The 19,385-nt window shown below is 53.9% G+C and carries 16 protein-coding genes; 7 read left to right on the top strand and 9 right to left on the bottom strand.

The window, feature by feature from the left end; translation table 11 throughout:
- Positions 1–57: 57 nt before the first annotated feature.
- The 4 genes from glmM to CRO05_RS04650 all read right to left on the bottom strand — a co-directional run bounded on the left by glmM (position 58) and on the right by CRO05_RS04650 (position 5,351).
- Positions 58–1,419 (bottom strand): phosphoglucosamine mutase, encoded by a 1,362-nt coding sequence (gene glmM / locus CRO05_RS04665; RefSeq protein WP_097066026.1) that lies wholly within the window; start codon positions 1,417–1,419, stop codon positions 58–60.
- A 207-nt stretch (positions 1,420–1,626) separates the two neighbouring features.
- Positions 1,627–2,397: a dihydropteroate synthase gene (gene folP / locus CRO05_RS04660; RefSeq protein WP_097066667.1), complete on the bottom strand. Its 771-nt coding sequence runs from the start codon at positions 2,395–2,397 to the stop codon at positions 1,627–1,629.
- Positions 2,398–2,668: 271 nt separating this feature from the next.
- A complete protein-coding gene (gene ftsH / locus CRO05_RS04655; RefSeq protein WP_097066025.1) occupies positions 2,669–4,564 on the bottom strand; it encodes an ATP-dependent zinc metalloprotease FtsH in 1,896 nt (631 codons plus the stop codon).
- A gap of 145 nt (positions 4,565–4,709) precedes the next feature.
- Positions 4,710–5,351 (bottom strand): RlmE family RNA methyltransferase, encoded by a 642-nt coding sequence (locus tag CRO05_RS04650; protein WP_097066024.1) that lies wholly within the window; start codon positions 5,349–5,351, stop codon positions 4,710–4,712.
- A 30-nt stretch (positions 5,352–5,381) separates the two neighbouring features.
- Between CRO05_RS04650 and yhbY the strand changes: the two genes are divergently transcribed.
- Complete coding sequence (gene yhbY / locus CRO05_RS04645; protein WP_097066023.1) at positions 5,382–5,741, top strand: ribosome assembly RNA-binding protein YhbY; 360 nt, start codon at positions 5,382–5,384, stop codon at positions 5,739–5,741.
- 45 nt (positions 5,742–5,786) lie between these two features.
- On the opposite strand, the gene greA is transcribed toward yhbY, so the two are convergent.
- The 5 genes from greA to bamE all read right to left on the bottom strand — a co-directional run bounded on the left by greA (position 5,787) and on the right by bamE (position 12,513).
- A complete protein-coding gene (gene greA / locus CRO05_RS04640) occupies positions 5,787–6,263 on the bottom strand; it encodes a transcription elongation factor GreA (protein ID WP_090880371.1) in 477 nt (158 codons plus the stop codon).
- A gap of 104 nt (positions 6,264–6,367) precedes the next feature.
- Entirely contained in the window at positions 6,368–9,598 is a 3,231-nt protein-coding gene (carB, locus tag CRO05_RS04635) for a carbamoyl-phosphate synthase large subunit (RefSeq protein ID WP_097066022.1), read from the bottom strand.
- A gap of 41 nt (positions 9,599–9,639) precedes the next feature.
- Complete coding sequence (gene carA, locus CRO05_RS04630; protein WP_200814300.1) at positions 9,640–10,800, bottom strand: glutamine-hydrolyzing carbamoyl-phosphate synthase small subunit; 1,161 nt, start codon at positions 10,798–10,800, stop codon at positions 9,640–9,642.
- A 168-nt stretch (positions 10,801–10,968) separates the two neighbouring features.
- Complete coding sequence (gene dapB / locus CRO05_RS04625; protein ID WP_097066020.1) at positions 10,969–11,778, bottom strand: 4-hydroxy-tetrahydrodipicolinate reductase; 810 nt, start codon at positions 11,776–11,778, stop codon at positions 10,969–10,971.
- Between the two features lie 69 nt (positions 11,779–11,847).
- Positions 11,848–12,513, bottom strand: a complete 666-nt coding sequence (bamE, locus tag CRO05_RS04620) for an outer membrane protein assembly factor BamE (protein ID WP_097066019.1) — start codon at positions 12,511–12,513, stop codon at positions 11,848–11,850.
- Positions 12,514–12,586: 73 nt separating this feature from the next.
- On the opposite strand from bamE, the gene fur reads away from it, so the two are divergent.
- The 6 genes from fur to pgi all read left to right on the top strand — a co-directional run bounded on the left by fur (position 12,587) and on the right by pgi (position 19,348).
- On the top strand, positions 12,587–13,039 hold the full coding sequence (fur, locus tag CRO05_RS04615; RefSeq protein ID WP_097066018.1) for a ferric iron uptake transcriptional regulator: 453 nt from the start codon (positions 12,587–12,589) through the stop codon (positions 13,037–13,039).
- A gap of 325 nt (positions 13,040–13,364) precedes the next feature.
- The gene (locus tag CRO05_RS04610) at positions 13,365–15,068 is read left to right on the top strand and encodes an acetolactate synthase 3 catalytic subunit (protein WP_097066017.1); all 1,704 of its coding nucleotides are present in this window, start codon (positions 13,365–13,367) and stop codon (positions 15,066–15,068) included.
- Between the two features lie 2 nt (positions 15,069–15,070).
- Entirely contained in the window at positions 15,071–15,562 is a 492-nt protein-coding gene (gene ilvN, locus CRO05_RS04605) for an acetolactate synthase small subunit (protein ID WP_097066016.1), read from the top strand.
- A gap of 85 nt (positions 15,563–15,647) precedes the next feature.
- A complete protein-coding gene (ilvC, locus tag CRO05_RS04600; protein ID WP_097066666.1) occupies positions 15,648–16,664 on the top strand; it encodes a ketol-acid reductoisomerase in 1,017 nt (338 codons plus the stop codon).
- A gap of 264 nt (positions 16,665–16,928) precedes the next feature.
- Positions 16,929–17,711, top strand: a complete 783-nt coding sequence (gene pssA / locus CRO05_RS04595; protein WP_097066665.1) for a CDP-diacylglycerol--serine O-phosphatidyltransferase — start codon at positions 16,929–16,931, stop codon at positions 17,709–17,711.
- Positions 17,708–19,348: a glucose-6-phosphate isomerase gene (gene pgi / locus CRO05_RS04590; RefSeq protein ID WP_097066015.1), complete on the top strand. Its 1,641-nt coding sequence runs from the start codon at positions 17,708–17,710 to the stop codon at positions 19,346–19,348. The genes pssA and pgi overlap by 4 nt, the downstream gene beginning before the upstream one ends.
- Positions 19,349–19,385 lie beyond the last annotated feature (37 nt).

Below are 19,385 nucleotides of genomic sequence, written 5' to 3'. Positions count from 1 at the left end.
GGAGCTTGGGTATGTGTTGTTACAGCAGGAATTACCCCGTTATTGCCCGTTGCGCTTTCATTCCGCCGCGACTGTCCGCACGAGATCAGCTATTTTCTCCGCCCAATGTTCAACCTTCTGCCTGGACTCACCCTCGACCATTACACGTATCAGCGGCTCGGTGCCCGATGGACGCAACAGCACGCGGCCGCTGCCATCGAGGTCGCGTTCCGCTTCTGCCTGGGCCGCCTTGATCGCCGCGTTAACTCGCGAATCAAACCCTTTGGGAACCTTGACATTAATCAACTGCTGCGGATAAAGCGTGACGCCGTGCGCAAGCTCGGCCAGAGTCCTGTCTGAATCGCGTATGGCATATAAAACCTGCAATGCCGAAATGATGCCGTCACCCGTAGTGTGCTTGTCAATGCAGATAATGTGGCCGGAACCCTCGCCGCCCAATTGCCAACCCTTTTTCTGCAGTAGCTCCAGCACATAACGGTCGCCCACGTTAGCGCGGGCAAAGGAGATATTCAGTTTCTTTAAACCGTTTTCTACCGCGAGGTTGGTCATTAATGTTCCTGCCACCCCTCCCTTGAGCAGCCCCTTCTTCTGGCGATGCGTGGCAATAATGTAGATCAGCCGGTCGCCGTCGAAAAGCACGCCGTCTTGATCGGTCATGATGACGCGGTCGCCATCGCCATCGAGCGCAATGCCAATATCGGCCTGATGCCGTCTGACAGCTTCCTGTAGCGTCGCGCTGTGCGTGGCGCCGCATTCGTGATTGATATTGAGACCATCAGGCTGAGCCCCGATAGCAACAACATCGGCGCCCAGCTCATGCAGCACCGGACCGGCAATTTGATATGTCGCTCCATGAGCACAGTCAACCACAATCCGCAAACCGCGTAGGTCAAGATGATTCGGAAACGTGCTTTTGCAAAACTCGATGTAACGTCCTCTTGCATCGTTGATACGTCTTGCCTTACCAAGTTGGGCCGAAGCCATCGACTTGATGGGAGCACCCAGCCCTGCTTCTATCTCATGTTCAGTCGCATCCGGCAATTTTGTGCCCGACGCGGAAAAAAACTTGATACCGTTGTCTTCAAACGGATTGTGCGATGCGGAAATGACGATGCCCGCCTGTAGCCGCAATGCACGAGTGAGGTAAGCTACCGCCGGTGTCGGAATGGGCCCGGACAACAGCACATCCACGCCGGCGGCGGAAAGCCCGGCTTGTAGCGCTGATTCAAGCATATATCCCGATATACGAGTGTCTTTTCCAATCAGAACAGCCGGACGTTCGCCCTTGGACAGATGCCAGTCCGATGAGGTCAATACCTTGCCCGCAGAATAACCGAGATGCATCACGAATTCCGGTGTGATAGGCATGTCCCCTACCCGCCCGCGTATACCATCAGTGCCAAAATATTTTTTTTTCAATTTAGAAACCCGAAAATAGTTAGAACTTAGCGACACCGCAAGCGCCGCCTTGCCATCGTTTGCTTCTGCGACCGTTCTGCACTCATAAGTCAGACGATTGTCTTATAGCCGGTTCAAAACTTACATATGAGCGGGGCATTAAGCAAGGAACAAGCGGTATAGGGCGATCCCGTCCTTTAAAAGCGTAACGCTCTTGACGGCGTTCATCTAGCCGGTTACCGCATTATAAACCGCTAGCGCATCCCTGGTGGCTTTGACATCATGTACCCGCACGATTCCGGCACCCTTGGCCACCGCGAGTAAGGCAGCGGCAACGCTGGCATGAATACGGTCAATGGCTTCGTTGCCAGTGATTTTCCCCAGCATGGCCTTGCGTGACAACCCTACCATGACAGGTACGCCGAGATCGGAGAAGCAATCGAGATGGCGCAGCAACTGGATATTATGCTCCTGCGTTTTACCGAAACCAAAACCGGGATCTATTACCAGCCGTTCGCGCATAATCCCTGCGGCCTGCGCCGCATTCAGGCGCTGCTGCAGGAACTCCTTCACTTCCGCCACCACATCATTGTACTGGGGATTGATTTGCATGTTACGCGGTTCGCCCTGCATATGCATAAGGCATGCTGCCGCCCCTCCGGCCGCGACTGCCTCCAGCGCACCTGGGCTCCTTAGGGCATTTACATCGTTGATCATGGCGGCGCCGGCCTTGATTGCCGCATGCATCACTTCCGGCTTCGTAGTGTCTACCGAAACAGGTACGCCCATGCCGGCCAAGGCCTCCACTACGGGAATAATGCGGCGCAATTCCTCTTCCACATCCACCGGCATACTACCGGGGCGCGTGGATTCGCCCCCGATGTCCAGCCAGTCGGCGCCTTGTTCAATCAGGCGGACGGCGTGACGGAGCGCGCTTTCGGTCGAGGCACACAGGCCACCGTCCGAAAAGGAATCCGGGGTGACATTGACGATCCCCATGATGAGAGGTCGGTGGAGAGCAAGAATGTTAAACCTGGATTCCTCAGCTGACCGCTTATTCCTTAGTTGAGTGCCATGATCGGGGACGGCTTCTCGCGCCACTTGATGTTCCTGTTGGATGAGTTCGATGGAACTGCAGGGCTAGATTAAATACCGACGAGATATAGAAGAGAAAAAACGGAAGATTCAGCGAGCGTAGCGTAACGCGTCAATTAGAAAAAGGCGGGACAAGCCCGCCTAATTGATTTTGGTTCAGCAACACTCCAGGCTCTTAAACTTCCTGGGCCGGCGCCGGTGTTGTTGCTGGCGCAGCCGGAGGCGTATTGTCCTTGGGAGGCGTAGGTGTGGCTTTAGTAGGCTTTGGCGGCCTTGGCGCACGGCCTTCCATGATATCGCCAATCTGCTCCGAGTCTATGGTTTCCCACTCCAGCAGGGCTTTGGCCATGACTTCGATCTTGTCGCGGTTTTCCTCAATCAACCTGCGTGCCAGACTGTACTGGGTATCAATGATCCGGCGAATTTCTATGTCCACTTTCTGCATAGTAGCTTCGCTGACATTCTTATGCGTCGTAACAGAGCGGCCGAGAAATACTTCTCCCTCATTCTCGCCATATACCATCGGCCCAAGGGAATCCGACATCCCCCATTGCGTCACCATGCGTCTCGCCATTTCCGTGGCACGCTCAAAATCGTTTGAGGCGCCAGTTGTCATCTGCCCCATGAAGACTTCCTCAGCGATCCGTCCTCCGAACAGAACCGCGATATTCTCCAGGATTTCCTCTCGATCCATGCTGAAACGGTCTTCTGTCGGCAATTGCATCGTCACGCCCAGCGCACGTCCCCGCGGAATGATGGAAACCTTATGCACGGGGTCTGTTTTCGGCAAGAGCTGCGCCACCACCGCATGTCCGGATTCATGATAGGCAGTATTGCGCCGCTCACGTTCCGGCATTACCACCGACCGACGTTCCGCACCCATGAAAATCTTGTCCTTGGCGTGCTCGAAGTCGTCCATATCCACTAACCGTTTATTGCCGCGCGCCGCGAACAGCGCTGCCTCATTCACAAGATTGGCCAGATCAGCCCCTGACATTCCGGGTGTGCCGCGCGCGATGACATCCGCATGCACGTCGGGCGCGATCGGCACCTTGCGCATATGTACGTGCAGTATCTGTTCGCGGCCTCGAATATCGGGTAGCGGCACTGTGACCTGCCGGTCGAAACGACCGGGACGCAACAGGGCAGGATCAAGTACATCAGGCCGGTTAGTCGCCGCAATGACAATCACGCCGGCGGTTCCTTCAAAACCATCCATTTCCACCAGCAACTGATTCAATGTTTGTTCACGCTCATCGTTGCCGCCGCCCAGGCCAGCACCCCGTTGACGGCCAACCGCATCGATCTCGTCGATGAAGATAATGCAGGGCGCATGTTTCTTCGCCTGCTCGAACATGTCACGCACTCTTGCGGCACCCACGCCGACGAACATTTCCACGAAATCGGAACCGGAAATACTGAAGAACGGAACCTTGGCCTCTCCGGCAATAGCACGAGCCAAAAGGGTTTTACCCGTTCCAGGATTTCCCACCATTAATACGCCGCGGGGAATGCGGCCCCCAAGCTTCTGGAATTTGCTGGGATCACGCAGGAATTCGACCAGTTCGGAAACCTCCTCTTTGGCTTCCTCGCAACCAGCCACATCAGCGAATGTTACCTGATTGGTGGACTCGTCAAGCATGCGCGCCTTGCTCTTTCCGAACGAAAACGCGCCCCCGCCCCGGCCTCCCCCCTGCATCTGACGCATGAAGAAAATCCATACGCCTATCAGTAACAGCATGGGGAACCACGAGACAAAAATGTTCATCAGCAACGACGGCTCTTCTTCCGGCTTGGCATCTATAATGACGCCGGCCTTGAGCAGATCGCTGACCATCCAGGGATCCGAGGGCGTATAGGTGGTGAAACGCCTGCCATCCGATTTAGTGCCCTTCAGCGTGCGGCCCTCAATAGTGACTTTGGCGATCCTGCCCTGTTTCACCTCTTCGATGAACTGCGAATATTCCATCGGCGCCTGTGCTGACTGCCGCGTGCTGAATTGATTGAATACTGTCATCAGCACCAGAGCAATCACCAGCCAGATGGCCATATTTTTAATGAGATTGTTCAAGATAACTCCTTGGCTTGCGCCGTCAAAATCCTTGGGTGTTTCATTCTAAACCCATTTCGAGATTTATAATAGCCGGCCCGTCCACCGCGGCCGCCGTGATTTCCCGAACCCGTCTACCTTTCACCTTTCACCTGTCTGCTGGCTACTACCTTTTAGCTGGAATATCTGAATTCCGCCTCCCCAGCCCCAGCAAATAGATTTCGCTGCTACGGCCACGAGATGCTTCAGGTTTACGTGTTACCACTCGGCCGAATGTAGTGCGCATTGTGCGTAGAAACTCCTCAAAACCGGAACCCTGAAACACTTTGACGAGAAAATTACCGCCATAGTTCAATCGCTCTGCGGAGAATTCCAAAGCCAGCTCCGCAAGATACATGCCGCGCGCCTGATCGGTCACTCCTATGCCCGTTATATTAGGTGACATGTCCGAAATTACAAGGTCAAGAGGATATTTTTCCAAATGTTTTTTCAGTTCCTCCAAAACAGAGGCTTCTGTGAAATCCCCCTGAATGAATGTAACGCCGGGCAAGGCCGTCATTTCCAGCAGGTCCAAGGCAATCACTCTGCCTTTTCCCCCCAGTTTTTCTGCTGCAACCTGCGACCAGCCTCCGGGAGCCGCACCGAGATCCACAATTGTCATGCCCGGCCTAAACAGATGGTCGCGCTCGGCGATTTCGATCAGCTTGTAGGCGGCACGGGAACGGTAGCCCTCTTTTTTTGCCTGCTTTACAAAGAAATCGTTCACATGCTCTTTCATCCAGGTTTTACTGGTCTTGGAACGTTTCATCGCTTAAAATCGCGTATTTTGGGACGTCTTATGTTAGAACTTGCTCTCGCTCGGCGACGTGATCTCAGGTCGCGTGCCCACGGGAAGAAACCAATTGTCTGGATAGGTGCGGCGGGTTTGTCGGAAGGCATTATGCGTGAACTGGACGTGGGACTCAAAAGCCACGAGCTGATCAAAGTCAAGGTATCCAGTGATGAGCGTGAAACAAGAAACGCCTTGCTGGAGGAAATCTGCAGGCGACTTGAAGCTGTCGCCGTTCAGCACATCGGCAAAATACTGGTGATCTACCGGCCCCGATCAGCCGAAACAATCGAGACAACCAAGCCGGATATCACTCCTCTTGGCAACGAGAAGAAGTTACGTCAAACCAAACGCGGTCTTTCCGCCTAGCATGGTCGGATACATTACTGTTTCAGCAGCCAGGTATCCCGGTAATCAAACATATTTTACGTCAAGTATCTCATACTCCCGCAACCCTCCCGGCGCTAGAACTTCGGCCACGTCTCCAGGATATTTGCCTATCAAAGCGCGGGAAATGGGGGAACTTATAGAAATCTTTCCCTCCTTGATATCGGCCTCGTCGTCACCAACGATCTGGTAAGTTACCGTCGTCTCGCTGGCCATATCTTCAAGATCGATGGTTGCGCCAAATACGCAGGCGCCGTCAGCATCCAGCAGCGCTGGGTCGATGATCTGGGCATTGGCGAGCTTGCTCTCCAGCTCGGCAATGCGTCCTTCAATAAAACCTTGCCGTTCCTTGGCAGCATCGTATTCGGCATTTTCGGAAAGATCACCGTGGGAACGGGCTTCCGCAATCGCCGCAATTACGGCGGGACGCTGGACGGTTTTCATTTCCTGCAATTCAGCGCGTAGTTTTGCCGCGCCAACGACTGTTAATGGAATTGTGCTCATAGTCTCTTTACCACACCCTGTTTGCGTTCAACTTCGTTGCGAATTTATTTGCTTGATCACAGCCCGGCTTGCTCATTGCGATTGAAGGGGTGCCATGCCATTTTTCACGAGACGGCGTTCAATGGCGCAGCTTCCAGCAATCCATGCAGCTGCTGCAAGCTATAGACCTGCAGCTCCCGCATGCTTGCCATGCCGATGCAGGCAGCGCGCGCGCCTGCCAAGGTCGTGAAATACGTCACCCTCGCCTGCAACACGGCATGGCGGATCGAATAGGAATCGTGAATTGCACTCCGCTTATCCTCCACGGTATTGATAATCAAGTCTATCTCGCCATTCTTGATCATGTCTACTATATGTGGACGCCCTTCCGCCACCTTGTTGACTGGTGTTACGGCCAACCCCGCCGAGCTCAGCACTGCAGCAGTACCGCGAGTAGCATAAAGTGTGAATCCCAGTTTCGCAAGATTGCGGGCGATTTCCACCACGCGCGGCTTATCTACCTGGCGCACGCTTATGAAGACTTTACCTGCTAGCGGCAATTTTACTCCGGCTGCCAGTTGCGACTTGACAAACGCCTCCGCAAAAGTTTGCCCGACTCCCATGACTTCGCCCGTAGACTTCATTTCAGGCCCGAGTATGGTATCCACACCGGGAAATTTAATAAAAGGAAAGACGGCTTCCTTAACCGAATAATAGTAAGGAATCACTTCTTTGACCAGACCTTGCTGGGCAAGCGTCTTACCCGTCATACAGCGGGCGGAAATTTTGGCCAACTGCAATCCGGTGGCTTTGGATACGAAGGGCACCGTGCGCGACGCTCTGGGATTGACTTCCAGGACGTATACCGTGTTGCCCTGAATGGCGAATTGCACATTCATCAGTCCCACCACTTTGAGTGCATGCGCCATTGCTGACGTTTGGCGACGCAACTCATCCTGCAAGGGGACCGACAGGCTGAAAGGTGGCAGCGAACAGGCCGAATCGCCCGAGTGCACGCCAGCCTGCTCTATGTGTTCCATAATACCCGCGATCAGCACGGCTTTTCCGTCGCAAACCGCATCCACATCCACCTCAACGGCGTCATTCAGAAAATGATCCAATAGCACCGGCGAATCGTGCGAAACCTTTACAGCCTCTCGCATGTAGCGCTCAAGATATGCCTGCTCGTGGATAATTTCCATGGCGCGCCCTCCCAACACATAACTGGGACGCACGACCAGCGGATAACCGATTTCGTTAGCGGCCGTAATTGCGGCGTCCGCGTCGCGGACAGTGCGATTTGACGGCTGTTTCAGCCCAAGTTGTTGCAGCATCTTCTGGAAACGCTCCCGATCTTCGGCGCAGTCGATCATGTCGGGGCTGGTCCCGATAATAGGCACGCCATTCGCCTCGAGATCGCGCGCAAGTTTCAGCGGAGTCTGGCCACCGAATTGAACGATCACCCCCGAAGGCTTCTCCACCGCGACGATTTCGAGCACATCCTCCAGCGTCAATGGCTCGAAATAAAGCCGGTCGGAAATATCGTAATCGGTCGAGACCGTTTCAGGATTGCAGTTGACCATGATGGTCTCGAACCCATCCTCACGCAACGCCAGCGCCGCATGAACACAGCAGTAATCGAACTCGATACCCTGACCGATGCGATTGGGACCACCGCCCAGCACCATGATTTTTTTTCGGGTACTGGGCAGCGCTTCGCACTCCTCCTCATAAGTGGAATACATGTAAGCGGTGCGAGTAGCAAACTCCGCAGCGCAGGTATCGACCCGCTTGTATACCGGACGCAAGCCAAGTTGATGGCGCCTGGAGCGAACCGCCTCCTGCGTTGTATTCATCAGCTTTGCCAGTCGCCGGTCGGAGAAACCGCTACGCTTTAGTTTGCGCAATGCATGCCGGTCCAGTGCATCCAGAGACTTTCCCGCAAGCGATTGCTCCTGCCTTATCAGATCTTCGATCTGCGCCAGGAACCAGGGATCAATGTGTGTATGACCTTGAATTTCATCAAAAGCCATGCCACAGCGAAGCGCGTCGGCCACATACCAGATTCGCTCCGGTCCCGGATCAGCCAATTCGGTTGCGATGGTTTCTATATCTGCCGTTTTCTCATCCAGACCATCGGCACCGATCTCCAGTCCACGCAAGGCTTTTTGGAAAGATTCCTGAAAAGTGCGTCCAATCGCCATCACCTCGCCCACCGACTTCATCTGGGTGGTAAGACGATCATTGGCCTGAGGGAATTTCTCGAAGGCGAAACGCGGTATCTTAGTGACGACATAGTCTATGGACGGCTCGAATGATGCCGGCATTGCGCCGCCAGTAATGTCATTTCTCAGCTCATCCAGTGTATAGCCCACTGCAAGCTTGGCCGCTACCTTGGCGATGGGAAATCCGGTCGCTTTCGAAGCCAATGCAGAGGAGCGCGATACCCGTGGATTCATCTCGATGACAAGCATGCGCCCATCCTGCGGGTTAATGGCAAACTGCACATTGGAACCGCCGGTTTCAACGCCGATTTCGCGCAACACCGCTATCGATGCGTCGCGCATGATCTGATATTCCTTGTCCGTCAGCGTTTGCGATGGCGCAACGGTGATGGAATCCCCCGTATGGACACCCATCGGATCAAGGTTCTCAATGGCACAAACGACAATACAATTGTCTTTATTGTCACGTATTACTTCCATCTCGAATTCTTTCCAACCGATGACCGATTCCTCGATCAATAGCTCCCTGGTGGGCGAAGCTTCCAGTCCACGCTCGCAAATCCCGAGAAATTCTTCGCGGTTATAGGCGATGCCGCCGCCGCTGCCACCCATGGTAAATGACGGACGAATGATGGCGGGGTAGCCGACCATTGCCTGTACCTGCAGCGCTTCCTCCAGGCTATGAGCAATGGCGGAACGCGCAGAACTCAACCCGATACGGGTCATCGCCTGTTTGAATTTCTCCCGATCCTCAGCCTTGTCGATGGCCTCCCGCGAAGCGCCGATCAATTCGACCCCGTATTTTTGCAGAACGCCGTTCTTTGCCAGGTCAAGGGCGCAATTCAACGCGGTCTGTCCACCCATCGTCGGCAGCAACGCGTCCGGGCGCTCCACGGCAATGATTTTCTCCACAATTGACCAGATAATGGGCTCGATATAAGTGACATCTGCCATTTCCGGATCGGTCATGATAGTGGCAGGGTTGGAGTTCACCAGGATGACGCGATATCCTTCCTCCCGCAATGCCTTGCACGCCTGCGTACCGGAATAATCGAACTCGCAGGCCTGCCCGATAACGATAGGTCCCGCGCCGATTATGAGTATACTTTTTATGTCGTTACGTTTAGGCATGGCTGCAGCGAAATGTAAGGGATGAAAGCGGTGCGCCGCCTCTACGTTTCAAGGTGTGATTCGTCCTTTTTTCTTTCCATCAACCCTATGAATTTATCGAATAGATAATCCAGATCGTGGGGACCCGGACTGACTTCAGGATGTCCCTGAAAGCAGAATACAGGCTGACCAATCAGCTCAAACCCCTGGAGACTCCCGTCAAATAATGACAAATGGGTAACTCGTGCATTCTTCGGCAATGTATCGATATCCACTGCAAAGCCGTGGTTCTGACTGGAGATCACTACCCTTCCGCTATCCAGGTCCTGCACGGGATGATTGGCGCCGTGGTGGCCGAACTTCATCTTTATGGTTTTGGCGCCACTCGCCAACCCCAGCAATTGATGCCCCATGCAAACACCAAAGATGGGCACTTCTGTTTTGAGCAACTTTCTGGTTGCGTTGACGGCATAATCGCAAGCCTCGGGATCGCCAGGCCCGTTTGAAAGAAACACGCCGTCGGGTTGTAACGCCAGAATCTCCTCGGCGGTTGTTTGCGCGGGCAATACCGTAATCTCGCAGCGACGCTGCGCCAGCTTACGGAGTATGTTGCTTTTGATTCCAAAATCGACAGCGACAACATGGAAGCGAGGCTTCTTCTCAAGCTGATTGTCATGCTCCAGCCTCCATTCGCCTTCGTTCCATTCATAAGACTGGGTGCAACTCACCACTTTGGCCAGATCCATACCGACCAGCCCCGGAAACTCCCTGGCACGCTTCAGTGCTTCAGCTTCATCTGGATATCCCGCCATGATACAGCCGGCCTGCGCACCTTTTTCCCGCAGAATGCGCGTAAGCTTGCGAGTATCAATATCCGCAATCGCCACCACGCCCTGCTGTTCCAGGTATTCCGGCAAGGTCTGGGTCTGTCTCCAATTACTGGAAACCAGGGGCAAATCCCGGATCACCAGTCCTGCAGCATGTACGCGATTACTATTGCCGGATTCCACATCATCGGGGTTGGTGCCAGTGTTCCCGATGTGCGGATAAGTCAGCGTAACGATCTGCCTGCAATAGGACGGATCGGTGAGGATTTCCTGATAGCCGGTCATGGAAGTGTTGAAGACTACTTCGCCGGTACTGACACCTTCCACACCGATGGATATGCCACGAAAAACTGTGCCGTCAGCGAGCGCGAGAACAGCATACGGGCGTTGTGGCACGGGAAGCTCCTGGCACATGGGAAAGGGGGACAAGGCACGAAAACGGGACAAGTACTACCTGTCCCGTTTCATAAGTAAGAAATTATACTTCCAAAAGCGGCATGCTTCAATGAATCCCCGGCAGTACCGCCAATTCGCGGATGTATGCGGCAAGGTACCAGATGGCGATTACCCGCGTAACCCCAGCACATCCTGCATATCAAACAAGCCGCTTTGTTTGTCGCCAAGAAATCGGGCCGCGCGTAATGCACCCTCGGCAAAAGTTGCACGACTACCGGCCTTGTGTGAAATTTCGATGCGCTCGCCCGTCCCTGCAAACATTACCGTGTGATCGCCAACTATATCTCCGCCACGTACGGTGGCAAAACCAATCGCGCCGGGCGCCCGTTCGCCTGTATTGCCTTCCCGCCGATAAACGGCCACTTCCGAAAGGTCCCTGCCTAGCGCTTTCGCAACCACCTCGCCCATATGCAGCGCGGTGCCGGACGGCGCATCTATCTTGTGTCGATGATGGGCCTCGATGATTTCGATGTCGTAATCCTCGTTCAGTACTTTGGCCGCCATTTCCGCCAGCTTGAACGCAACGTTTACGCCTACGCTCATGTTAGGCGCAAATACGATCGGAATGTCTTTTGACGCGGCCACGAGCTCTTCCTTTTGTTCTGCCGAAAAGCCGGTCGTCCCGATTACCATTTTGACGTTTTTGGCGCGGCAACAGGCAAGATGCACCAACGTTGCTTCGGGACGGGTAAAGTCTATCAGCAGACTGCTTCCGGACAGCGCGGCGGTCACATCGTCGCTGATATCGATACCGCACAACGTCCCGATCAACTCCCCCGCGTCCTTGTTAAGGTAGGGACTTCCAGCGCGCTCCAGCGCCGCCGCCAGGCGCATGTCCGGCGCGCGCTCGACCGCTTCCAGCAGCGCCCGCCCCATGCGCCCCGAACTTCCGGCAATAGCAATATTCAATGTCGCCATTTATATCCTGATAACACCCTTTTCACGCTTTCAAGCTCCTCAGAATCCTGCTCCCGGTGGATCCGGATCCTATTCCTTCAATTGGTCCGCACCTCTATTGCCCGGATCGGTTGCCTGCGACGGCACTTGCCTGGGGCTCATGGGGCTCGCCTTATCCGGCGCCGGCAAACCTGAAGTGTCGTTCTCAGGCGGAGCGGCGCTCGAATCGGGAATACTGCTCAAAACCGGCGTACTGCTCGAGGCCGCAGCGTCACCCTGCGCTGGAGCATCGGCAGGACCCGGGATAGCGTCAGAAACGCGGGCATCATCTGCAACCGGACCACCGCCCTGTTCCCTGACTAGCGGCGCGGATGGCGCAGTTTGATCGGCGGGCCCGGCTGGCTGAGGCTGAGTCTGAGTCTGAGTAAAGGCAAGCGGAGATTTAAAAGTACCGACCATGCGCGCCAGCTTGTCGTCTTCGAAAAAAACTGTCAGGTTTCTTTGTTCAACCAGCTGTCCCTTCTGATCGACGCGATATACATAATCCCAGCGATTCTCATGAAAAGCGTCGCTGATCATGGGCGAACCCAGCGCGAAGCGGACCTGCGAACGGGTCATGCCGGGCTTTAGTTTGTCCACCATTTCCTGGGTAATGACATTGCCCTGCTGGATATCGATTTTGTAGAGCAAAGATGGAACAGACGAACATCCTGCGAGCAATAGCAAAACGACCAACGTCAGTATTCTTGCGCGCATCGGGCGGCGTATGTTTCCAAAGCAAACTCAACGTTATATGATACAGCAAATAACTTAATGGATGGATATAGCTATGAGCAAGCCAAATCTTAAAACCATGGGCTTGAAGGCCACGCTGCCGCGGCTTAGAATACTAAGCCTGTTCGAAAGCAGTCCGGTTCGCCATCTCTCGGCGGAAGATGTTTATCGAACACTGATTAATGAAGGCGAGGACATCGGTCTTGCCACGGTGTATCGGGTACTTACTCAATTCGAACAGGCGGGATTGCTTGAGCGTCACCATTTTGAAAGCGGCAAGGCGGTGTTTGAACTCGCCAGCGGCACTCACCACGACCACCTGGTTTGCCTGCAGTGTGGCAGGGTGGAAGAATTTTACGACGCTGAAATCGAGAAGCGTCAAATCAGAATCGCGAAGGATCGAGGCTTTGCCATACACGAACATTCACTGTCACTGTACGCGGACTGCATCAAGCCGGCTTGCCCCCATCGGAAAACAGAGGAAAAAGACAGTCACGAAAAAAGCTGAGTTTCTCTGATTTTCATCCGGGAGGCGCAGATTCAGCATTATAATGATGGGTTAGAGCCGACGATCGATTATTCAATACGGAAACGCTCGAGGTTTGGCTTGCTCCATCCACGGTTTGCTGAACTTGCCGTTCCTTCACATCTCCCTACAGGCTGCAGTTGCCTGTTTGATGAAACAACTTTTGGATACGCCGGAGCATAACTCCCGTCCCCGTGGACCCCTGATCAAAGCGATTGACCAGAGATCACCTAAACGTTACTGTTCAACGTTCTATTTAATATATTTTTGCTGATACTCAACATTGAACATTGGAATTAAAGATAGCATGAGCACTGAACTGACTGGCGCTGAAATCACGGTGCGTTGTTTGCAGGAGGAAGGGGTGGACCATATCTTTGGCTATCCCGGTGGCGCCGTGCTGTTCATTTATGATGAGTTGTTCAAGCAGGACAAGGTCAAACATGTGCTGGTGCGCCATGAACAAGCGGCAGTGCATGCAGCGGATGGCTATGCACGCTCCAGTAACAGGACAGGAGTGGCCCTGGTGACATCCGGTCCCGGCGTGACTAATGCCGTAACCGGCATCGCCACTGCTTATATGGACTCGATTCCTCTGGTCATCATCAGTGGGCAAGTGCCGACGCACGCCATCGGACTGGATGCATTTCAGGAAGTGGATACCGTTGGTATTACCCGCCCCTGCGTTAAACATAACTTTCTGGTAAAAGATATCGCTGAACTGGCCACTACCATCAAGAAAGCGTTTTATATCGCTTCAACCGGCCGCCCCGGCCCAGTGCTGGTGGATATTCCAAAGGATGTCAGTCAGCAGAAAACGGCATTCGTCTATCCGGAGAGTGTTTCGATGCGCTCGTATAACCCGGTCATCAGGGGACATGCCGGACAAATCAAGAAAGCGGTACAGCTGATACTGGAAGCCAAGCGGCCGATGATCTACACGGGCGGTGGCGTGATCCTGAGTGATGCGTCGCCGCAATTGATTGAGTTGGTACGAATGCTGGGCTTTCCTTGTACCAATACGCTGATGGGATTGGGCGGATATCCCGCGACAGACAATCAGTTTGTAGGGATGCTTGGCATGCATGGCACATACGAAGCCAATATGGCTATGCAGCATTGCGATGTGCTTGTGGCTGTTGGCGCCCGATTTGACGATCGCGTCATCGGCAATCCAAAGCATTTCTTCAACGAAGACCGCAAGATTATTCACATAGACATCGATCCTTCATCCATCTCCAAGCGCGTCAAGGTCGATGTGCCCATTGTTGGCAGTGTTTCCGGCGTGCTGGACGAACTTATAAAATTGCTCAAGGTCCGCAAGGAGAAGCCCGATCAAACCGCCCTTGACGCCTGGTGGACCCAGATCAATCTGTGGCGTGCGCGCGATTGCCTCAAATACGACCGCGCCAGCTCGATCATCAAGCCGCAAATGGTGGTCGAAAAGCTCTATGAGGTAACCAGCGGTAACGCTTTTGTTACGTCGGATGTCGGCCAGCATCAGATGTGGGCCGCCCAATTCTATAAATTCGATTTGCCAAGACGGTGGATAAATTCGGGTGGCCTCGGAACCATGGGCTTTGGTCTTCCCGCAGCCATGGGCGTGCAGTTCGCAAACCCCAAAGGCGCGGTGGCTTGCGTTACGGGCGAGGCCAGCATCCAGATGTGCATACAGGAGCTATCCACCTGCAAGCAATATAATCTTCCGCTCAAGATCATCAATTTGAACAATCGATATATGGGGATGGTGCGGCAGTGGCAACAATTCTTCCATGGCAATCGTTACGCTGAGTCTTACATGGATGCGCTGCCGAATTTTGTCAAATTGGCGGAGAGCTATGGTCATGTCGGTATGAAAATCGAGCAGCCCGGCGATATCCAAAACGCATTGGAAGAGGCATTCAAACTCAAAGACAGGCTGGTATTCATGGATTTCATAACGGACCAGACCGAGAATGTCTTCCCCATGGTGCCAGGTGGAAAAGGTCTTTCTGAAATGATTCTGGTGTAAACATGAGACATATCATTTCTCTCTTGATGGAAAATGAAGCGGGTGCCTTGTCTCGTGTAGCCGGCCTGTTCTCATCGCGCGGCTATAACATCGAATCACTTACGGTTGCCGCCACCGAAGACCCGACCTTGTCTCGCATGACGCTGGTTACCGCCGGTTCGGACGATGTGATCGAACAGATCACCAAGCAGCTGAATAAGCTCATTGAGGTGGTCAAAGTGGTGGATTTGAGCGATGGGGACCATATTGAGCGCGAACTGATGCTGATGAAAGTGCGCGCCGTCGGAAAGGACCGCGAGGAGATAAAGCGCATGGCTGATATTTTCCGCGGCCGCATCATTGATGTCACTGACAAATCGTACACCATCGAACTGACGGGTACCGGTTCCAAACTTGATGCCTTTCTTGAGGGCATGGAACACGGCGCGATTCTTGAGACGGTACGTACCGGCGCTTCTGGCATCGGTCGTGGCGAACGTATATTGAAGGTATAGCAACCCCGCGCGCGATTCGATTATGAAATCCGGCGCGGGCGCAGGCTGGCCTTTGGCGCTTTACTATTTGAACAGAAAGGAAACCATGAACGTTTATTATGATAAAGATGCAGACTTGTCGCTCATCCGGGACAAGAAGGTCACCATCGTGGGCTACGGCTCACAGGGGCACGCTCACGCCAATAATCTGAACGATTCCGGCGTAACCGTCACAGTTGGCCTGCGCAGGGACGGCGCCTCCTGGAGCAAAGCGGAGAAGGCAGGCCTTACTGTCAAGGAAGTGGCGGAAGCCGTGAACGGCGCTGATGTTGTGATGGTGCTGCTACCCGATGAGCAGATTGCCGCCGTTTACGCATCCGAGATCGAGCCCAACCTCAAGAAGGGCGCCACAATCGCGTTTGCTCATGGCTTCAATATTCATTACGGCCAGGTCTCGCCAAGAGAAGATCTCGATGTCATCATGATTGCACCCAAAGGGCCCGGCCATCTGGTTCGCTCAACCTACACGCAGGGCGGCGGCGTCCCTTCACTCATCGCCGTGCATCAGAATAAGTCAGGGCAGGCGCGAGAACTGGCGCTTTCCTATGCCGCAGCCAATGGGGGTACCCGTGGTGGCGTGATAGAAACCAATTTCCGCGAGGAAACCGAAACCGACCTCTTCGGCGAGCAGGTGGTGCTGTGCGGAGGCCTCACCGCTTTGATTCAGGCCGGCTTTGAAACATTGGTTGAAGCAGGATATGCCCCTGAGATGGCTTATTTTGAATGTCTGCACGAGGTGAAGCTGATTGTGGATTTAATCTACGAGGGCGGTATCGCCAACATGCGCTACTCAATCTCGAACAATGCGGAGTACGGAGACGTTTCACGTGGCCCACGCATCGTGACCGACGCCACCCGCGCTGAAATGCGCAAGATTCTGCGCGAAATTCAGATAGGCGAATACGCTCGCGAATTCATTCTTGAAAATCGTGCGGGCGCGCCCATGCTTAAAGCCAGCCGCCGCCTTGCATCCGAACACCAAATTGAAACGGTGGGCGCGAAATTGCGCGACATGATGCCGTGGATCAAAAAGAACAAGCTGGTCGATCAGGCAAAAAATTAGCAAAACTTACAGAGGGCAGATGGCGCATCAGGCATCCACCTGCCCTCTGCCACCCTTCTCAAGCATTACTATTCTATTCTTGCCTACCATCTGACGCTCAGTCAACGTTACCTGTCCCGGCCAGTTATTCCCATTACCGGCGATATTTCTTCAGTTCGTAATTGCCGGGAAACATCCCTGATTTCCCTGCCCGCACTGGCTACTGTTTACCGCCGGTCGATAACCGTTTAACATGCATCGGTCTCCTTTTGGGAATGCACAATGATGCATGATCCTCATCCGCGCTACATGCTCAAATCCAAACTGCGCCGCAGAGGCATTTATTTACTACCCAACCTGTTCACCACCGCCGCGTTGTTCGCCGGGTTTTATGCCATAGTACAGGCGATGAATGGACGTTTTGAACATTCCGCAGTTTCGATTTTCATCGCGATGGTGCTGGATGGACTGGACGGCCGGGTAGCGCGGTTGACTCATACGCAGAGTGAATTTGGCGCGGAATACGATAGCTTGTCGGACATGGTCTCCTTCGGCGCCGCTCCCGCGCTGGTGATATATGAGTGGGCCTTGAAGGGCATGGGCAAGTGGGGCTGGATTGCAGCTTTTATTTATTGTGTCTGTGCTGCGCTGCGTCTCGCACGTTTCAATACGAATATAGAGGTCGCGGATAAGCGGTTTTTTCAGGGGTTGCCCAGCCCCGCCGCCGCTGCATTGATTGCAGGACTGGTCTGGGTGATGCTGGACTTTGAAATAAGTGGCGAGGATATCAGATGGCTCGCATGGGGCATTACCCTGTTCGCAGGCCTTACCATGGTGAGTAATATCCCCTATTACAGCGGCAAGACAATCAATTTACGAAAAAGTGTGCCTTTCATCACTGTCCTGCTATTGGCGCTGTTCTTTTTTGTATTGATTCCGAGTCAGCCGCCCGTTGTGCTGTTCTGTCTTTTTTTTCTTTATGCCTTGTCCGGCTATGTAATGTGGATATTGCGGCGTATCAAGAAAAAGAGAACGAGCGAGGCACAAGAAGCAGGAGAACCTTCATGACACAGGCTCTGACAGAACGCCCGGCATGGAAGGCGCTCGAAAAACACTACCAGACGATCAAAAACGTGCATCTACGTCAGCTTTTCGCTGATGACCCTAACCGCGGCGAGCGTTTCACGGCCGAAGCCGCCGGCCTTTACCTGGACTACTCGAAAAACAGGGTTACCGACGAGACGCTCCACCTGCTTGCGCGGCTTGCCGAAGAGTGTGGCCTGCGTGAACGCATTGACGCCATGTTCAGGGGCGACCTGATCAATTCGACAGAACAGCGTGCCGCGCTTCACATTGCCTTGCGCGCACCCGAGAGTGAACAAATCCTTGTCAAGGGCATCGACGTCTTGCCCGAGGTACATTCGGTGCTTGACAGGATGGCCGGTTTCGCAAACCAGTTACGCAGTGGGCAATGGCAAGGATATACGGGCAAGCGAATTCGCAATATCGTCAATATTGGTATTGGCGGCTCCGATCTGGGGCCGGTGATGGCCTATGAAGCGTTGCGTCATTACAGCTCGCGCGACATGACCTTCCGCTTCGTATCCAACGTGGACGGCACGGATTTCAGGGAAGCCACAAAGGCCGCTGATCCGGAAGAAACGCTATTCATCATCTGTTCAAAAACATTCACCACCACAGAGACCCTGGCCAACGCCCATGCAGCCCGTCAATGGACGCTGGATAAAGTCAACGACGTACGTGCCGTGCGCAGGCACTTCGTTGCTGTCTCGACAAATGCCGAGGAGGTGGCCAGATTCGGCATCGATACAACCAATATGTTCGGGTTCTGGGATTGGGTAGGTGGACGTTATTCGATGAACTCAGCGGTGGGCCTCTCGACCATGATTGCGATCGGATCCGAGAATTTCCGCGCCATGCTGGCAGGTTTTCACGCGATGGATCAACACTTCCGTACTGCTCCGTTCGAGAAAAATCTCCCCATACTCATGGGATTGCACGCAATCTGGTACAACAATTTCTTCGATGCGCCAACGGTAGCTGTGCTGCCGTATGACCAATACCTCAAGCGTTTCCCCGCCTATTTGCAGCAATTGACAATGGAGAGCAACGGCAAGCACGTTACGCTTGATGGCTCCCGTGTCAACTACCCGACGTCACCCGTTATTTGGGGCGAACCCGGCACTAACGGCCAGCACTCGTTTTATCAACTCATACACCAGGGTACCCGGCTGATCCCGTGCGACTTTATCGGCTTCTGCCAAACCTTGAATCCGCTGGGCAGTCATCATGACCTGCTGATGGCGAATCTGTTCGCTCAAACCGAGGCGTTGGCATTCGGAAAAACCGGGGATGAAGTGAAAGCTGAAGGAACACCCGACTGGCTGTGCCCCCATCGGAGCTTTGAAGGGAATCGCCCAACCAACACCATTCTCGCCGAGCGCCTTACACCGCATACACTAGGCGCTTTGATCGCACTCTATGAACATAGTGTTTTTACGCAAGGGGCGATCTGGAATATCGATTCGTTCGATCAATGGGGCGTAGAACTGGGCAAGGCGCTGGCCAAGCGCGTTATGCAGGAATTAGAGGGTACAACAGGCAGCACAGGCGGGCCGCCGTTGCAGCATGATAGTTCAACGAATGCGCTTATAAGACGCTACAACACGTTTAAAGAAGCGTAATCAGCACCCCCGCTTACCTCTATCCGCCTCTTGATCT

It is taken from the genome of Nitrosovibrio sp. Nv4 (assembly GCF_900215485.1).
Classification (GTDB): domain Bacteria; phylum Pseudomonadota; class Gammaproteobacteria; order Burkholderiales; family Nitrosomonadaceae; genus Nitrosospira.
This window is presented reverse-complemented; position numbering and strand designations above follow the sequence as displayed.

Coding starts and splice junctions, on each gene's coding strand:
- folP (WP_097066667.1), bottom strand. CDS start 2,397: ATGGGGATCGTCAATGTCACCCCGGATTCCTTTTCGGACGGTGGCCTG.
- CRO05_RS04610 (WP_097066017.1), top strand. CDS start 13,365: ATGAGCACTGAACTGACTGGCGCTGAAATCACGGTGCGTTGTTTGCAG.
- CRO05_RS04650 (WP_097066024.1), bottom strand. CDS start 5,351: ATGAAACGTTCCAAGACCAGTAAAACCTGGATGAAAGAGCATGTGAAC.
- fur (WP_097066018.1), top strand. CDS start 12,587: ATGAGCAAGCCAAATCTTAAAACCATGGGCTTGAAGGCCACGCTGCCG.
- greA (WP_090880371.1), bottom strand. CDS start 6,263: ATGAGCACAATTCCATTAACAGTCGTTGGCGCGGCAAAACTACGCGCT.
- dapB (WP_097066020.1), bottom strand. CDS start 11,778: ATGGCGACATTGAATATTGCTATTGCCGGAAGTTCGGGGCGCATGGGG.
- pgi (WP_097066015.1), top strand. CDS start 17,708: ATGACACAGGCTCTGACAGAACGCCCGGCATGGAAGGCGCTCGAAAAA.
- carB (WP_097066022.1), bottom strand. CDS start 9,598: ATGCCTAAACGTAACGACATAAAAAGTATACTCATAATCGGCGCGGGA.
- yhbY (WP_097066023.1), top strand. CDS start 5,382: ATGTTAGAACTTGCTCTCGCTCGGCGACGTGATCTCAGGTCGCGTGCC.
- ilvC (WP_097066666.1), top strand. CDS start 15,648: ATGAACGTTTATTATGATAAAGATGCAGACTTGTCGCTCATCCGGGAC.
- ilvN (WP_097066016.1), top strand. CDS start 15,071: ATGAGACATATCATTTCTCTCTTGATGGAAAATGAAGCGGGTGCCTTG.
- pssA (WP_097066665.1), top strand. CDS start 16,929: ATGCATGATCCTCATCCGCGCTACATGCTCAAATCCAAACTGCGCCGC.
- bamE (WP_097066019.1), bottom strand. CDS start 12,513: ATGCGCGCAAGAATACTGACGTTGGTCGTTTTGCTATTGCTCGCAGGA.